General features: G+C 65.1%; 13 protein-coding genes. 4 read left to right on the top strand and 9 right to left on the bottom strand.

Features of this window, described 5'->3' with window-relative positions:
- Nucleotides 1–71: 71 nt before the first annotated feature.
- From queA to ACVWWJ_RS17080, 8 genes are all read right to left on the bottom strand, one after another.
- Entirely contained in the window at nucleotides 72–1,136 is a 1,065-nt protein-coding gene (gene queA, locus ACVWWJ_RS17045; protein ID WP_456968826.1) for a tRNA preQ1(34) S-adenosylmethionine ribosyltransferase-isomerase QueA, read from the bottom strand.
- A gap of 213 nt (nucleotides 1,137–1,349) precedes the next feature.
- Nucleotides 1,350–3,728: a hypothetical protein gene (locus tag ACVWWJ_RS17050; RefSeq protein ID WP_456968827.1), complete on the bottom strand. Its 2,379-nt coding sequence runs from the start codon at nucleotides 3,726–3,728 to the stop codon at nucleotides 1,350–1,352.
- The gene (locus tag ACVWWJ_RS17055; RefSeq protein ID WP_456968828.1) at nucleotides 3,725–4,945 is read right to left on the bottom strand and encodes a DUF3142 domain-containing protein; all 1,221 of its coding nucleotides are present in this window, start codon (nucleotides 4,943–4,945) and stop codon (nucleotides 3,725–3,727) included. Before ACVWWJ_RS17055 ends, ACVWWJ_RS17050 begins: the two co-directional genes overlap by 4 nt.
- Nucleotides 4,946–5,004: 59 nt before the next feature.
- Nucleotides 5,005–5,607 (bottom strand): response regulator transcription factor, encoded by a 603-nt coding sequence (locus ACVWWJ_RS17060; protein WP_159893461.1) that lies wholly within the window; start codon nucleotides 5,605–5,607, stop codon nucleotides 5,005–5,007.
- Nucleotides 5,604–6,737 (bottom strand): sensor histidine kinase, encoded by a 1,134-nt coding sequence (locus tag ACVWWJ_RS17065; RefSeq protein ID WP_456968829.1) that lies wholly within the window; start codon nucleotides 6,735–6,737, stop codon nucleotides 5,604–5,606. The genes ACVWWJ_RS17060 and ACVWWJ_RS17065 overlap by 4 nt, the downstream gene beginning before the upstream one ends.
- Nucleotides 6,737–7,954 (bottom strand): sensor histidine kinase, encoded by a 1,218-nt coding sequence (locus ACVWWJ_RS17070; protein WP_456968830.1) that lies wholly within the window; start codon nucleotides 7,952–7,954, stop codon nucleotides 6,737–6,739. Before ACVWWJ_RS17070 ends, ACVWWJ_RS17065 begins: the two co-directional genes overlap by 1 nt.
- A gap of 6 nt (nucleotides 7,955–7,960) precedes the next feature.
- Complete coding sequence (locus ACVWWJ_RS17075) at nucleotides 7,961–8,740, bottom strand: ABC transporter permease (protein WP_159893455.1); 780 nt, start codon at nucleotides 8,738–8,740, stop codon at nucleotides 7,961–7,963.
- Nucleotides 8,737–9,657 (bottom strand): ABC transporter ATP-binding protein, encoded by a 921-nt coding sequence (locus ACVWWJ_RS17080; protein ID WP_456968831.1) that lies wholly within the window; start codon nucleotides 9,655–9,657, stop codon nucleotides 8,737–8,739. The genes ACVWWJ_RS17075 and ACVWWJ_RS17080 overlap by 4 nt, the downstream gene beginning before the upstream one ends.
- A 216-nt stretch (nucleotides 9,658–9,873) precedes the next feature.
- Between ACVWWJ_RS17080 and ACVWWJ_RS17085 the strand changes: the two genes are divergently transcribed.
- The 4 genes from ACVWWJ_RS17085 to ACVWWJ_RS17100 all read left to right on the top strand — a co-directional run bounded on the left by ACVWWJ_RS17085 (nucleotide 9,874) and on the right by ACVWWJ_RS17100 (nucleotide 15,578).
- Entirely contained in the window at nucleotides 9,874–11,373 is a 1,500-nt protein-coding gene (locus ACVWWJ_RS17085) for an aminotransferase class III-fold pyridoxal phosphate-dependent enzyme (protein WP_159893451.1), read from the top strand.
- 199 nt (nucleotides 11,374–11,572) lie between these two features.
- Complete coding sequence (locus ACVWWJ_RS17090; RefSeq protein ID WP_159893449.1) at nucleotides 11,573–11,893, top strand: PsiF family protein; 321 nt, start codon at nucleotides 11,573–11,575, stop codon at nucleotides 11,891–11,893.
- 173 nt (nucleotides 11,894–12,066) lie between these two features.
- Nucleotides 12,067–12,705: a uracil phosphoribosyltransferase gene (gene upp / locus ACVWWJ_RS17095; RefSeq protein WP_456968832.1), complete on the top strand. Its 639-nt coding sequence runs from the start codon at nucleotides 12,067–12,069 to the stop codon at nucleotides 12,703–12,705.
- A gap of 137 nt (nucleotides 12,706–12,842) precedes the next feature.
- Nucleotides 12,843–15,578 carry a lamin tail domain-containing protein gene (locus ACVWWJ_RS17100; RefSeq protein WP_456968833.1) on the top strand — a complete coding sequence of 912 codons (2,736 nt, stop codon included), beginning with the start codon at nucleotides 12,843–12,845 and terminating at the stop codon, nucleotides 15,576–15,578.
- A gap of 147 nt (nucleotides 15,579–15,725) precedes the next feature.
- Here ACVWWJ_RS17100 and pip read toward each other — a convergent pair whose 3' ends face one another.
- Nucleotides 15,726–16,682, bottom strand: coding sequence for a prolyl aminopeptidase (pip, locus tag ACVWWJ_RS17105; RefSeq protein ID WP_456968834.1), 957 nt, complete (start codon nucleotides 16,680–16,682; stop codon nucleotides 15,726–15,728).
- Between the last annotated feature and the right edge of the window lie 6 nt (nucleotides 16,683–16,688).

Below are 16,688 nucleotides of genomic sequence, written 5' to 3' on the forward strand. Positions count from 1 at the left end.
TCGTAAAAACTTTAGGGCTGATTTCGCAAGGAAGGGTGAGCCGCGTCACGCTGCGAGAGGGGCTCCGGGCCTCAGCTGGCCTTCGCCGGAATGATCAGCATCGCGTCGCCGTAGGAGAAAAACCGGTAACGCTGCAGCACCGCGTAGCGGTACGACTCCAGGATCGCTTCCTTACCAGCCAGCGCCGAAACCAGCATCAGCAGGGTCGACTGCGGCAGGTGGAAGTTGGTAATCAGCGCATCGACGCTGGTGATCTTGTAGCCGGGGAAGATGAAGATCTGGGTCTCGCCGGCGAACGGGCGCAGCACGCCTTCGACAGTGGCACTTTCCAGCGCCCGGACCACCGTGGTGCCGACGGCAACAACGCGGCCACCAGCAGCGCGCGTCTCGCGGATCTTCTCCACGAGACCAGCACCGACGTTGAGCCACTCGCGATGCATCACGTGGTCGCGGACATCCTCCGCACGCATTGGCTGGAAGGTACCGGCGCCGACGTGCAAGGTGACGTAACCCATCTCGACGCCGCGCCCGCGGAGCTTGGCGAGGAGTTCTTCGTCGAAATGGAGACCGGCCGTCGGTGCGGCAACGGCACCGGGCTCGCGTGCGAAAACGGTCTGGTAACGCTCCTTGTCCGCTTCTTCCGCACCGCGCTCGATGTACGGCGGCAGGGGCATTTCGCCGAGGCGCGACAGCAGGCGTTCGAGGGGCTCCTCACTTTCAAAACGCAGCAGGAAGAACTCCCCCTCACGACCCAGCACGGTGATCATGCTGCCGTCGGCGAGTTCGATTTTCCCACCCTCCTTGGGCTTCTTGCTCACGCCGAGCTGGGCGCGGGCCTCGTGCGGGCCAGTGACACGCTCGATGAGAATCTCGACTTCGCCGCCGGTGTCCTTGCGGCCGTAGAGGCGCGCGGGGAGCACCCGGGTATCGTTGAAGATCAGCAGGTCGCCCGGCTGGAGCATTTCTGGGAGCTCGTAGAACTTCCGGTCCTTCTTCGTGTGGGCGCCCACGTCGACCACGAGCAACCGGCTGCCCGAGCGCCGGACCAGGGGGGCCTGGGCGATCAGGTCGGGCGGCAGGTCGAAGTCGAAATCGGATTTCTTCACGAGAGAGGGGTTCACGAGGCGGGTTGGCATTATCGCCCATCCCGACCGAAGCCGCTTTCTGTGGGAGCCGATTCATCGGCGAATGAGGACATGTGGGAGCCGATTCATCGGCGAAAAGCCAACGGAGCGGTGAAGCTGCACCGTTATCGCCGCTGAAGCGGCTCCCACACAGAACATCGTCGGCGTAGCCGGTTCCTTCAGGAAGCATCGCCGGCGCAGCCGGCTCCCACAGGAAGCATCGGCTTATCCAGCCATGGCTCGGCGTTTGCGGCGGCGGATGATGAGGTAGGCGAGGCCAGCCACCGCCAGCACGAAAACCGCTATCTCCACCGGCAGGTACTTGCGGATGACGTGCTTGACCGCCTTCACCTGTTCGGCGCGTTTCAGCTTGCGGGCGCTGGCAAAGTCGGGCTCTTCGCAGTTCCAGCCAAAGCTGTCGGCCCACTCCACGTAGGGGCCCTGCTTCACGTAGCGGGCGTAGTAGGCCTGGACACGACGCTGCCGCTCATTGAGGGGCTTGGTGGCGTCGCCGTCGGCGGCTTCGTTGTAGTCGGGCGGACCTTCCAGCATCCAGTTCGTCGCCATGCACAGGCTGGCGGCAAAGGCCTGCGAACGCGGCGGCAGCAGGTCGGCGGCGGAGACGGCTTTGTCGGAAGCGAGATAGCGATAGTGGAACCGACGATCCGGCTGGGCCGCGGTGTCGTTGAAACGCTGGCGCTCACCGGCGGTGACCAGGTCACCCTTCAGTGTCTCGGCGGTCTGGCCGCTGCCACCCTGGTAGCCGCCGCCGTTGTCACCAAAATCCGGACCCTGCTCGTAGCCGATCAGCTCCATGCCGTTCTCACGAGCGATCTTCGCAGCGGCGTAGCGGGCTTCCGCCTTGCCGATATCGGTCCAGGCGTGATCGCCGTCGTGGAGGTCCTTTGCGTACTCCTTTGCCTTGGCACGCAGGTCTACATCGCCGAAGCGAGGATCCAGCGTCGGCGCGAAATACGCATCGGCGTCGTCATAGCGACCGGCGCGCATGAGTCGACGCGCCAAGAGCCAGCGCAGACGATCGTTAAGCGATAACGGCTCGGCCGGATGATCCTTATCGGGCTTTGTGGTGGGCGCTGGTGAAGCGGGTGCCCTGGCGTCGACGAAGGCCTTGAGCTCGTCGGCGGTCAGTACGCGCTCGGCAACGTAGGTCATGTCGTTGCCGTACCCGGCACCGGACGCTTCGAGTTCGCTGTCGTAGACGTTACCGTCGCCGCCCACTGCGGTGGAGGCTTCGTACATGCGGGTCATCGCTTCGACGTATTCACCGCGGGCCAGCGCGAGCACACCCCGTTCGCCCATCAGGCGATGCACGCTGTCCGGCTCGAGTGCGGCTTTCGGATCGTCCACACGAGGAAAGGCCTTCGCGGCATCGGCATAGTCGCGCGCCGCGCCTTCACGATCGCCTTTGCGCAGCGCCAGCTTGGCACGCACCCAGGCAGCCAGCGGACCATCGGCTTTGGCGACCAGCTTCTCGGCATCGTCATAGCGACCGAGTTCGTAAGCCAGGGCGGCGAGGCGATCCGCCGCACTGACCTTGTCCATGCCGTTCTTCTGGATGGCGTCGACCAGGGCAGTGAGTGCCGGCTGTGGCTTGCCGTCCGAGGTCTGCGGGCTCACCCAGCTCAACGCATAGGTGACCAGGAGCCGCTGCGAGACGGGTCCGTCGATCAGTGCGTCCACCTGGTCCTGATTGCCGAGCACGGCGCTGGCGATGGATGCCAGCGACTGCACCGCGTTGTCGGAGCCGTGTCCGGCCTGCGCGGCATACAGTGCGATAGCGTGTTTCAGATCAGCTGGCGAGAGGGACGATGCACAGTCCTCGCTGTTGTAGAGGTCCACCCACACGCAGGGCTTCGCGTCCGCATACAGGCTCAGCCGTGCTTCTTCGCCGAAGCTCGCGACCGCGAGGCCCTGGACGTCGGACGCACCGGCGAGCACGCGAGCACGCACCTGCTGGAAAGCCTTCGCCGCCGCGTCGCGTTGGGTGGCGAAAGCCGGTGTGCCGGCTGCCTTCGCGGCACGCAATGCATGCACCTCGCCCAGCATATAAGCGGCCCAGGCGCCGCGATGCGTCGCCTGGTCCGGCGGCAGGGCGAGAACCTGTTCGAAGCTCGCCTGCGCTTTGTCCAGCGCATCGGCATCGAAGACCGCACACGGCGGCTTGCTCAGCGCTTCGCCGTACTGGCTCTCCGGTGCACCAGGGCAATCCTCTGTCGCGCGCGCCCAGTCGACCGCACCGGCAACGTAGGCTCGTACATCAGCCGGAAGGTCTGCTCCACCCTCGAACGCCAGCGCGCCGGTTGCCGAGGCCTGGAGCGTCTTCACGCGCTCAGCTTGCTCGGGCGACAGATCCGCCTTTGTCTTCGGCTCGGTCTCGTAGCGCCCTGCCTCGACCGCTTCCAGGCCGTCGCTGGCCGGGAGCAGATGCTGGGCCTCGAAGGCGAAGGTGTTCTGCGGAACGGCCTTCAGCGTGGCGGCGCGATCGTCCAGCATCTGGGTCGGGAAATCCGGGCCACAGGCCCAGGCGACCGCGCCGACGACGGCGAGCGCGAGACCGATCGCGAGCGTCTTCTGCTTCATCATGAAACGGGCGTTCCTTGTGCGGGTGTCGGTGAAAGAGTGAGCGGCGTACCGGGCTTGCAGCGTGCCCAGCCAATGGCGCGGCGTGTACGGGCAGGCACGGGACGTGCGTTCTCGGCGATGAGTTCGAGGGAAGCGTCGGTGCGCTGCAGGCGATAGCCGTCGATGCCGTCGGCCAGTTCGCAGGACGCCGGCAGGGCGACGCGCGACGGTGGTGCTGCGTCTGTCGCGCCTGCATTCTCCAGCATGATGTCGGAAGGCGCGTCTGCGGAAGAGCCCGGCTTCAACGTGAGCAGGAGCGGCTGTTTATCGAGATGACCGCTGACGACACCGCGCCACGTGGCGAGACTCCATGCCCGCGTGTCATCGACGGTTGGAAGGCGAAACCAGACGATGCCGGCGAGACCGCGGGGGCGATCCTGCGAGAGCTGCGCCACGAAGGCCATCACGGTGTCAGGGGCAGCATAGAGCTCCGACGACGCTGCACCTTCCGCCAGCGCGGCGCGCTCGCTTTCCACCGCGAGGAGGCTGCCATCGTCGTTCCAGCTCACACGCGAACCGTACGTCGGCAGTGCGACGCGAAAGGGCTTGCGGGTATGCGTCGCGAAGGCATTGACCCAACGATCGGCAACCACCGGATCGAACAAGCCCGCCTGCGGCGCCTGCACGGCATGCACCTGCAGCACGGACTCATCGGGGACGGCCAGCAGGACATCCAGGTCGCGCGAGCCGATCCACGTCGGCAACGCGGTGATCGAGAGGGAGAGCGATCCGAGCCGTGCGCGCAGTTGCCCAAGGAAGGCCGTATAGGCCGGCAGGCGCGCGGTCGGGCAGTCGTAGTCGATCTCGATGCCAGCCAGCTGCGTGGAAGGCCACCCCGTCGTGAGCGCCGCGATCCGCTCAGCGAGCACCTGGGCGTCGAAGCTCGCCAGCCTTCCGTCGATACGCACGACCAGCACGACAGGACGACCGCTCCGGGCCAGTGCGTCCCGATCGGGGGCAAAGGTGTGGAGAGCGCCGTTGCGATCGGCTTGCGCGACCAGCACGCGCCAGTCGCGCACGAGGTCGGACGAGCTCGCCATGGCCTCGCGCAGGGCGGGCGTCCACTGCCGCTGCCATACATAGGCATCATGGGTCAGTGGAGCCGGCGCGCGGCTGCAGGCGGCGACAAGCATCGCCGCGATCGCGACGATCGCCAGGGTCCGCAAGACGTGGGCCACTCCGATGACTTCCCTGAAACGCACGCCGGGAATGGCGAGCTACGGCCGCATTGTAGCGGTCAGAGCCAGCCTTTCTGGCGAGCCAGGCGGAAGGCTTCGATGCGGTTGGTCGCCCCTAGCTTGCCGATGGCCTCGGATAGGTAATTCCGGACCGTGCCGTGCGAAAGATTCAGCTGCGTGCCGATATCGCTGGCCGAGGCGCCCTCGCCCGCCAGACGCAGGACCTGCCGCTCGCGGTCGTTCAGGGGGTCGGCCTCGGACCATGCCTCGAGCGCCAGCTGCGGGTCGATGGCGCGACCACCGCGATGGACCATGCGCAGGGCTTCGGCCAGGTTCTCGGCGGGCGCGTCCTTGAGGAGGTAACCGCTGACACCGGCGTCCAGCGCACGGCGAAGAAAGCCGGGCCTGGCGAACGTCGTCACGATGATCACCTTCATCGGCAGCTCGTGGCGGTGGATACGCTGGGCGAGTTCGAGACCGGTCAGGCCGGGCATCTCGATATCGGTCACCAGCACGTCAGGTTTGAGCCGCTGCAGTTCCCGCCACGCAATCTCTCCATCCGCCGCAGAGCCGAGCACTTCGATATCGGATTCGAGGTTGAGCAGGGCCGACAAGGCGCCACGCACCATGGCCTGGTCTTCGGCAATCAGCACGCGAATCATGCCGGGCTCCCTTGCAGCGCCTGCGGCGCCGCAACCGCAATCGCGAGCACCGTGCCCTGCTTCGCCGGTGAGTCGATCGCCAGCTTGCCACCGACCTGCCGCACGCGCTCGCGCATGCCGGAGACCCCATTGCCGTGAGCGGCGAGTCCGCCACAACCGTTATCGGTGATGCGCATCGAAAAATCCTGTCCGTTACGGGTAATGACCACGCGCGCTTCGGTGGCGCGTGAGTGTCGATGAATATTGGTGATCGCTTCGCGCAGCACCAGCGAGAGCGCCGCTTCGGTCGGTGCGGGCAAGGCGAGACGCTCGGGCATGACGACGTTCAGCGCGATACCGGAGGCTTCGAGCATGAGGCGTGCGGAGACCAGTTCACTGCCCAGGTCTCCTGCACGCAGGCCGGTGACGGCGCTGCGCACCTCGGCCAGCGTATGGCGAGCCACGCGCTCGACTTCCTCCATTTCCTGTTGGGCACGAGCGGGATCGGCCAGCGCCAGGCGCTTGGCAAGCTCGGCTTTCAACGTGATCAACGAGAGGGTGTGGCCGAGCAGGTCGTGCAGATCGCGGCCGATACGCTCGCGTTCGGCGAGCGTTGCCAGCCGGCGAACTTCAGTTTGCGACAGGCGCAGTTCCGCATCACGACGTGCGCCACGCACGTAGAGGAAGTTGCTGAAACCGGCAGCAAGCCCCGCACCGAAGACGATAGCGACGTGCAGCAGCGGCACAGCGAAGGCGTAGACCCAGACCAGCGTGACCACCGTGGCAGCCACGACGCCAAGCAGCCAGGCGCGCGGATGCGGCGCATAGGCAAGCAGCGTCACGCCGATGATCACGTAACCCAGCGACAGCGGATTGACGACCCACAGGATGAAACCCATCACGACGATGCTGGCAGCGTGGAACGGCAGGCGCCGCAGCGGCGCGATATAAACGCCCATGTAGCAGACCAGGTACACCAGGATCGACAACAGCGTCGGTGCGAACCACGTCCAGGCGAAACCCCTCAGTGCGAGCGGCGTCTGGATCAACGCGTACAGCCAGAACACCTGCAGGCCTGCCTGCCAGCGCAGGTAGGTCGGCGACCGCAGGCTGCCGAGCAGGGAATCCGGGCTGGCGGATGGCATTCGCATCACGAGATCGGTCGCGGCTCGAACCCGAGCGCGTCGGGGACGGTGGTCGGTGCGAGCCGACGGTCTGCGGCCGTCAAAGGCACGGCGATGCGCACGCGTGTGCCCTTGCCGCGCTCCGATTCAAAAGCCAGTGTGCCGCCGAGGGCGCGTACGCGCTCACGCATCCCGCAGATGCCGTTGCCTTCCTCGCTCACACCACCCTTGCCGTTATCGGCGATGCACAAGGTCAGTTCACTACCCTTGACCTCGACACGGGCTTCCGCCGACGACGCATGCGCATGACGATGGATATTCGTCACCGCTTCGCGAAGGATCAGCGCGAGACCGGCTTCCAGGCGCTCGGGAAGTTCGGGCAGGTTGCTCACGTAATCGAACTCCACCATGGAAGCATTGAGCAGCAGGCGCGCGGAAGCCAGCTCACCGGCAAGCCCGGTGGCGCGGATGCCAGTGACGGCGGAGCGCACCTCGGCAAGGGCGTGACGGGCGACCGTTTCGGCTTCTTCCATCTCGCGGCGCGCGGCTTCCGTATCGCGATCGATCAGGCGACGCGACAGTTCAAGCTTCAGCGTGATCAGCGAAAGCGTGTGGCCAAGCAGATCGTGCAGGTCGCGCCCGATGCGTTCGCGCTCGGCCATGGCGGCGAGGCGGCGGACTTCGTCGTGGGAAAGTTTCAGCTCGGCGTCGCGTTGCGCGTTGAAGCGGTAGATGACGTTGATCGAGCCCACGCACACCGCGACGAAGCTGATCGTGGCCAGGATCGACGGGGGCCAGGTGTAAACGAAGGTGCCTGCCAGCACGAACCCGCCGATGACGAAGGCCATGCCGGTGTAGCAACGCCTGGGCGAGCCTTCGAAGCCCATGATGGCGCACGCGTAGATCATGAAGCACCCGCCGCCGCTCGCATTGATACCCATGATCGAATACGCGAGCAGGGCGACCGCGGCGGCGAACCAGGGCGACTGCCGGATCGGCCGGATGTAGCTGATCGCATAGATCGCCAGGAAGAGCGGGAAGGCGATCAGGGTCGCCAGCCACCAGTGCGGATTCAGCTTTTCCGCGAACACCAGGTCGCCGAAGACGTAAACCGTCCACACGAGATTGAACAGGCTGGCCAGGCGCAGGCGCGGCTTCTCGCGGAAGCGGTTCCAGAGCGAATCGGGCGTCGGCTGGAACCAGGAGCGGGCCATGCGGGTATCCGAGGAAAGGCGTGGGTTCATGCTACTTCAACCGTAGCGACGCAGGCGGCGCGCCGCGACGAACAGGAAGACCGTCGTGAAGCCGACCAGCACGAGCACATGAAGAAGCACGTTGCCCTGCCCCAGCCCGACCACCGAGAGCGCCAGCTGGTCCAGGTGGTAGGCCGGCCAGATCGGTGCGATCGACTGGATGAAGGAAGGCATGATCGACAGCGGGAACCACAAGCCGGAAAGGAAGGCCATCGGGAGGTAGACGAGGTTGACCACGCCGGGTGCGCCCTGCCCCTTCACGAGTGTCCCGATCAGCAGGCCGAGTGCGCAGAACGGCAGCACGCCGAGTATTTCGAGCACGAAGAACAGGGCCAGCCGCGAGGCGGGAAGCGACACGCCGGCGAGGAACACCGCCATGCACATCAGGATGATCGAGATGACAGCTGCTACGAGCACGGCCATGCACATCTTGCCGAGCAGATACGCACCGGGAGGCATCGGCATGGCGCGCTTGAGGGTGAGCAGACCCGTGTCACGTTCCAGCGCCAGCGACACACCAAAAGCGAACAGGCCCGGCGCCATCACGCCGAACGTCCCGTATGACGCGAGCAAATAGCGTGGCGCGTCCGCACTGTTCGAATGTGCGAGGAAGATGCCGAACATGAGGTAGAACACCGACGGGAACAGCAGCGTCGGCAATAGGAACCCGGGGTTGCGCAGGTAGCGCAGGCATTCCGACTTCGCTTCCTGCACATAGGCGTTGATCACCCGGCCGGTGGTCATCACCGGCGTGGCGGTGCTGTCGAAGGTGTTCATGCGGCCTCCTGGGAAAGATCGGTCGACTCGGATTCGCGGGTGATCTCGGTGAAAGCTTCGGCCAGGCCGGCACGCTGCACTTCGAGCTCGCTCAGTGTCGCGTCGTGGTCGAGAAGTCGACGCACGACAGTCTCGGCTTCGGCCGTGGCGACAGCGAGACGACCTTGCACCATCTCGGCTGAAATCACCCCGGGCCAGGTCGCGACCGTGGCGGCGGGTGTCGAGGTGATGCAGCGAATACGGCGTACGGCGACATGCGCGCGCAGGGCATCCACGGTGCCTTCGGAAACGACGCGTCCCTTGGCGATCACGCAGACGCGGTCGGCCAGGGCCTCGGCTTCTTCCAGGTAATGGGTGGTGAGGACGACGGCGCAGCCATCGGCGACGGCTTTGCGGATCGCTGCCCAGAGCGCCTGACGGGCGACGATGTCCATGCCGACCGTGGGCTCGTCGAGGAAGAGGATTTCCGGCTTTCCCGCCAGCGCCATGGCGAACTGCACGCGGCGTTGCTGGCCGCCGGACAGGTCCGCGTACTTGCGACCGAGAAGGTCGCCAATGCCCGCCAGGCTGGCGCATTCGGCGACCGTCCTCGGTGCCGGGTAGTAACTGGCGGTGAGGCTGATCAGTTCGCGAACCTTGAGGGTCGGTGGCAAGGCGGCCGATTGCAGCATCACACCGATACGCCGACGCGCCTCGATGTCCTGCGGATCGCGGCCGAAAAGGCTGACGCTGCCGCTGTCGGCCTGGAGCAAGCCGAGCAGCAGGCCGATGCTGGTGCTCTTGCCGGCGCCGTTGGGGCCCAACAGGGCGAGCAGCTCGCAACGGTGAATTTCCAGGTTGATTCCGTCCAGTGCGACGATGGCGCCGTAGCGCTTGCCGACCTGGTCCAGACGCGCAATGCAGGTGTCGTTGTTCATGGTGTCCTCCCTTGCGACGCAACATATTCCGTCGCAACCCCTTGGCGGCAGTCGCTTGCGTCATTGTGCGGATGTGACAAGCGTCACCCGGGGGTTACGCGGCCAAAAACCGCGTGATATGCTGGGGAAATAATCCCTTTACATATAGACACTTAGCGGCGTCTTAAGGGATAGGTCGGAACCAGTTCCGCGTCATTCGAAGTTGAGGAGTGGGTTATGGACGTCATCGGTCTTCTGCGCGATATGCGCAACTTTGGCGGTACGCCGCGTACGCAGGGCCTGGCCGACGCCACGGTCGAGCGCTTCGCCGGCATCGACCCCACCCTGGTCCAGGCCATTGAAGAGGCTGTCGCCTATCACCAGGCGCTCCGCGCCGACATGGGCGACTTCCTGCGCATGGACGAATCCGCGCAGATCGATCACCTGCAGTGCGGCCTGGTGAACTTCTACCCCGACGACGGCGTGAACCCCTACGTTCCCGCCGCTGCGCGCGGTCCCTGGGTCGTCACCCTCAAGGGCGCCGTGATCCACGACAACGGCGGCTACGGCATGCTCGGCTTCGGCCACAATCCGCAGCACATCGTCGACGCCATGTCGCGCCCCCAGGTCATGGCCAACGTCATGACAGCGAACGTTTCGCAGTTGCGCCTCTGTGAAGCGCTGAACAAGGAGCTCGGTCGTAACCGCGGCGGCAGCCCCTACTCGCACTTCCTCTGCCTGAATTCGGGCTCGGAATCGGTGACGCTCGCCGGCCGCATCGCGGACGTCAACGCACGCGTGATGACCGATCCGGGCGCGCGTCACGCCGGTCGCACCATCAAGCGCCTCGCCGTGAAGGGTGCCTTCCACGGCCGCACCGAGCGTCCGGCGATCTATTCGGATTCATCGCGCCGCAACTACCAGCAGCATCTGGCGAGCTTCCGCGACGAAGACACCCTGGTGACGGTCGAGCCGTACAACGTGGCCTCGCTGAAGGCAGCTTTTGCCGAAGCCGATCGCCAAGGCTGGTTCATCGAGGCTATGTTCCTCGAGCCGGTCATGGGCGAAGGCGATCCGGGCCGCGCACTCACGCCGGAGTTCTACGCCGCCGCGCGCGAACTCACCCGCGAGCACGGCACCCTGCTCCTGGTCGACTCGATCCAGGCCGGCCTGCGTGCGCATGGCGTGCTGTCGATCATCGATTACCCCGGCTTCGAATCGCTGGAAGCGCCGGACATGGAAACCTTCTCCAAAGCGCTCAATGCCGGTCAGTACCCGCTGTCCGTGCTTGCCGTGACCGACCGCGTCGCCGGCCTGTATCGCAAGGGTATCTACGGCAACACGATGACCGCGAACCCGCGCGCCCTCGATGTCGCCGTTGCTACGCTGGCGGAGCTGACCGACGAGGTCCGCGCCAACATCCGTGACCGTGGCCAGGAATTCCTGCAGAAGCTGGAAGGCCTCAAGACCGAACTCGGCGGCATGATCACCAAGGTCCAGGGCACCGGCCTGCTGTTCTCCTGCGAACTCGCCACCGACTACAAGTGCTACGGCGAAGGCTCGACCGAGGAATACATGCGCGAGCGCGGCGTGGGCGTCATCCACGGCGGCGCCAACTCGCTGCGCTTCACGCCGCACTTTCGCGTGACCAGCGCCGAGGTAGACCTCATCGTCGAAGAGATCCGCCACGCATTGAAGGAAGGCCCGCGGCGCTCGGCGTCGACCAAGGCCGCCTGACATCCGGGACCTGAAAGAGGTCCAAGGACCGCTTTAGTGTGGGAGCCGCTTCAGCGGCGATGGGTGCTGGCCAAGAGCATCGCCGCTGAAGCGGCTCCCACAGACGGCAGGCAGCAGACAGAGCGGGCGTAGCGGCACCCTGCACAGCGCGGTAAGCTCAGCCACGCCGGATTCGCCCGGCGTCACGTAGGGGTTTGCCATGTGTATGCAGCTTCGTGTCCTTGCCGTTGCTTCCCTGCTCGCCTTTTCCGCTAGCGCGATGGCCGCCCCGCAGGCAGCCGCCAAGAAAGAACTGACGCCGCAGCAACAGCGCATGTCGACATGCAATACGCAGGCGACCGGCAAGAAGGGTGATGACCGCAAAACCTTCATGAGCTCCTGCCTGAAGGGCGATTCCGCCGCCCCGGCTGCCAAGCAGACCCAGCAACAGAAGATGACCACCTGCAACAAGGACGCCTCGGCGAAGAGCCTGAAGGGTGACGAGCGCAAGACCTTCATGAGCACCTGCCTGAAGGGCTAAAAGCTCTGGCGGAACCTGTTTTGTGTGGAAACCTGCTTTGTGTGGGGGGACCTGCTTTGTGTGGGAGCCGATTCATCGGCGATGCTCCTGCGAGCACCCATCGCCGCTGAAGCGGCTCCCACACAGATCTCGCATGCGACAATCCCGGCATTCCTGCCATCGACTGCTTACCCATGAAAATCGTCGAAGTTCGCCATCCGCTCATCCAGCACAAACTCGGCCTGATGCGCCGCGCTGGCATCAGTACGAAGGAGTTTCGCGAACTCGCTTCGGAAGTCGCCGCGCTGCTTACCTATGAAGCCACGGCCGACATGGAAACCGAGTGCAAGATGATCGAAGGCTGGGCGGGCCCGGTCGAGGTCACCCACATCAAGGGCAAGAAAGTCACCATCGTGCCGATTCTGCGTGCTGGCCTGGGCATGCTCAGCGGCGTGCTGGAAATGATCCCTGCCGCCAAGGTGAGCGTCGTTGGCCTGCAGCGTGACGAAGAGACCCTCGAACCGGTCGCCTACTACGAGAAGCTCAGCGGTGGCATGGACGAGCGCACGGCGATCATCGTCGACCCCATGCTCGCCACGGCGGGCACTCTGGTCGCCACGGTGGACATGCTCAAGGCGGCCGGCGCGAAGAAGATCAAGGGCCTGTTCCTCGTGGCCGCACCCGAAGGCCTCAAGCGCATCGAAGCGGCACACCCGGATATCGAGATCTACGCCGCCTGCATCGACGACCACCTGAACGAGCTCGGCTACATCCTCCCCGGCCTGGGCGATGCCGGCGACAAGATTTTCGGAACCAAGCAGAAACCTTCCTGAGTCGTCGGGTGTGTCACATCCCCCTGTCATAAAATCGCGGCACACTCTGCCGGCGGGCTCGACAGGGGGAACGCCACGCAGGGGATTGCGCGGTGCTTCGGGTCGCATACAACTCAACGACTCGAGGGGATATTCGAATGCGTTTGACCACGAAACAGCGCGCCACATGGGCCGCGCTGGCAGGCCTCATGGCCGTTCTCCCGCTGCAGGCAGCGGACCTGACGATCACCCAGTTCCGCGTTCGCGGACCCGCCGGCGGCAACGACGAATTCGTCGAAGTGCAGAATACCGGCACCGCTGCACTGGACGTTTCCGGCTACAAACTCAACGCTTCCAATTCAGCCGGCACGACGGGCACGCGTTTCACCTTCCCGGCTGGCACGTCAGTGGCGCCTGGGTGTTTCCTGCTACTGGCGAACACCGCGGCTTCCGGCTACTCCGGTAGCGTGACGCCCGACCTGAAGTATTCGACAGGCGTGACCGACGACGGCGGCCTTGCCCTGCTCGACACGTCCGGCGCGCTGATCGACCAGGTCGGCCTGAGCGCCGGCTCGGCCTATAAGCTCGGCACCCCGCTTGCCACCCTCGGCAGCACCAATGCCGACCAGGGCTACGGCCGCAAGACGAATGCTGCCGGTTTCCCGCAGTCCACCGGTGACAACTCGGCCGACTGGGTCAAGGTCGCACCGACGGCGCCGCGCGCCAGCACATCGCCCTGCGTTGCGCAGGGTCCGAGCCTCTCCATTGCCGACGCCACGGTAAGCCTGCGTAACGGCGACGATGTCACCATGCCGTTCACCGTCACGCTGAGCCAGCCGGTCACGACCGACGTGACCGTGCATGCCGCAACCGCCGACGACACCGCCACGGTGGCCGCTGGCGACTACGACGCCGTCGACACCACCCTGACGATTCCGGCCGGTGGCAGCAGCGCTACGCTCAACGTCACCGTGCACGGCGCGAAGGCGGCTGGTCCCGACAAGGCACTGCGCGTCAACCTGAGCGGTGCGACGGGCGACGTCACGATTGCCAAGAGCGCGGCGGTTGGTGCGATTCTGAACGAGATTCCGGTGACCGCTGAAATCTGGCAGGTCACCGGCACGGGTCAGGTCTCCCCGCTCGTCGGCAAGCGCGTCGCGACCCACGCAAATATCGTCACGGCTGTCGGCCCCGCCGGCTTCACCATCCAGACGCCGGACAACCGCGCCGACGCCGACCCGCTCACCTCGAACGGTATCTATGTGTTCACCAGCGCCGCACCGACGGTGAAGGCCGGCGACGTGGTCGATGTCGAAGCCACGGTGGACAACTACTTCAACCTGCCTGAGCTGAAGAACGCGACGATCACCACGAGCATGCACGGTGCCCGCTTGCCGAAGGCCGTGGTGTTCGGTGACAGCGTTCCGTCACTCGACCCGAATGCGCTCTCCTGCGGCACGACGAACTACCAGTGCTACGTGGGCATGCGCGTCGTTATCGACAATGGCATGATCACCACCGGCAACCTGCGTTTCAGCAACGAGCCGTTTGCCGAGGTGTACATCACCGCGAATGGCACGCGCTCACTGCGCAAGCCCGGCGTTCGTTACACGGTACCCGTGCCTGACGGCGTGAACCTGCCGAACTGGTCCGGCAACCCCGAAGTGTTCAAGATGAACACGGCCGACTTCGGCGCCGTGCCGGTGAATACGCCGTTCAACGCGGGAACGACCTTCAAGGCGGAAGGCGTGATGTCCTACGCATTCGGCATGTACACGTTCATCCCGACGAGCATCACGGTCAAGAAGGCCGCCACCTTGCCGCGCGCGGTGGATTCGCGTCCCTTCTACGCCGCGCGCGTGGGTGCGTTCAACATGGAGCGCTTCTGCGATTCGGACTTCAACACGACCTTCACCTGCAGCGGCGACACCACCGAGCCGACGCCGGATCAGGTCAAGCTGAAGACACAGCGGCTATCGGCGTATATCGGCAGCGTGCTGAAGCTGCCGGACATCCTCTCGGTCGAAGAAGTGAAGAGCCTCGCGGTCCTGCAGGGCCTGGCCAAGCAACTGGGTGACGATTACCCGGCGCAGTACGAGGCCATCCTCCAGCCGGGTCACGATCCGAGTGGGATCAACGTCGGCTTCCTGGTCCGTACGGACCGTGTGCGCGTGATCGATGTCCGCCAGCTGGGCGCGGATGAAACCTGGGACGACGAAGGCTCCGTGTCGTTCCTGCACGACCATCCGCCGCTGCTGCTCACTGCCGACGTTCCGTCGATCCTTGGCCGCATGCGCGTCAACGTGATCGCAGTGCACCCGAAGGCTCGCCAGAACGTGGACAAGACGGGCGACGCCGCCGATCGTGACCGCGAGAAGCGCTTCCTCCAGGCCAAGTCGCTGGCCACCCAGGTGCAGGCGATCCAGACCGACCGGAAGAACCTGCTCGCGCCGCTGCTCGTGGTGGGCGACTTCAACTCGTATCAGTTCAGCGATGGCTTCACCGACGTGGTTGGCCTGATCGCCGGCCGTTACGACGACAGCCAGAACCTGCTGAAGCTGGGCAAGAACCTGGTCAAGCCGACGCTGTGGAATGCCGTGGACTCGGTACCCGAACAGGACCGCTATTCATTCCTGTTCACGGAGAACTTCGGGAATATCCAGGGACAGGCACCGCGGCAGGTGCCGACGCACCAGGTGCTCGACAATGCCCTGCTGAACACCGTGGCGCGTGGGCTCTTCCTGAAGATGCAGTACGGTCGCGGCAACCTGGACGCACCGGTGCAGACGCTGGACGATTCGGCCACGGCGACGGATGCGAAGAAGGCGATCGGTTCGTCCGACCACGATGGGTTCGTGGTGGATATGCTGACGCTGCCGTTGGGGTTGTTCTGATGTGATGCTGGCGCCCGGCTTCGGCTGGGCGCCTATCGCCGCTGAAGCGGCTCCCACATAGAGCCGATGCTTAATCCCCCTGTGGGAGCCGCTTCAGCGGCGATGCTTCTGAAGCCTCTGTGGGAGCCGCTTCAGCGGCGATGCTCTTCAGCCAGTAAACCGATCCGTTGCCGCCACCAACTCCCGCACGATCCCCGGCTCGAACGCAGAATGCCCCGCATCCTGCACGATCCTCAGTTCGGCCTCGGGGAAGGCGCGATGCAGATCCCACGCGCTACGCACGGGACACACCACGTCGTAACGGCCCTGCACGATAACGGTCGGGATATGACGGATCTTGTCGACGTCACGAAGCAACTGACCATCGACCTCGAAGAAACCCGCGTTGACGAAGTAGTGGCATTCGATGCGCGCGAAAGCCAGTGCAAACTCGTCCTCGCCGCTTGAGGCGATATGACCCTGGTCCTGATAAAGATAGCTCGTCGCCCCTTCCCACACCGACCAGGCGCGCGCGGCCGCCACACGAACGGCAGGATCACTGCTGGTCAGCCGCCGGTGGTACGCACTGATGAGGTCGCCGTGCTCGGCCTGCGGAATCGCGGAGAGAAAGGTCTCCCATGCATCCGGGTAGAGCATGTCGCAGCCACCCTGGTAGAACCACTCCAGCTCCGAACGGCGCAGCATGAAGATGCCACGCAGCACCAGTTCACTGACGCGCGTCGGGTGCGTTTCGGCGTAGGCGAGCGCGAGCGTGGAGCCCCACGAGCCGCCGAAGACCTGCCACTGCTTAATGCCGAGATGCTCACGCAGGCGCTCGATGTCGGCGACCAGGTCCCAGGTGGTGTTGTCGGTCAGTTCCGCATGCGGCGTGGATTTGCCACAACCGCGCTGGTCGAACAACACGATGCGGTACTGCTTCGGGTCGAAGAAACGGCGGCAACGCGGGTTGGTGCCACCGCCGGGGCCGCCATGGAGGAAGACCACCGGCTTTCCCTTGGGGTTGCCGCTTTCCTCGAAGTAGAGGGTATGCAACGGGGACACCTCGAGCATGCCGCTGTTGAACGGCTCGATCGAGGGGTAGAGGTCGGGGGAGTCCTGGGCCATGGAGGG

Source organism: Luteibacter sp. HA06 (assembly GCF_054061215.1).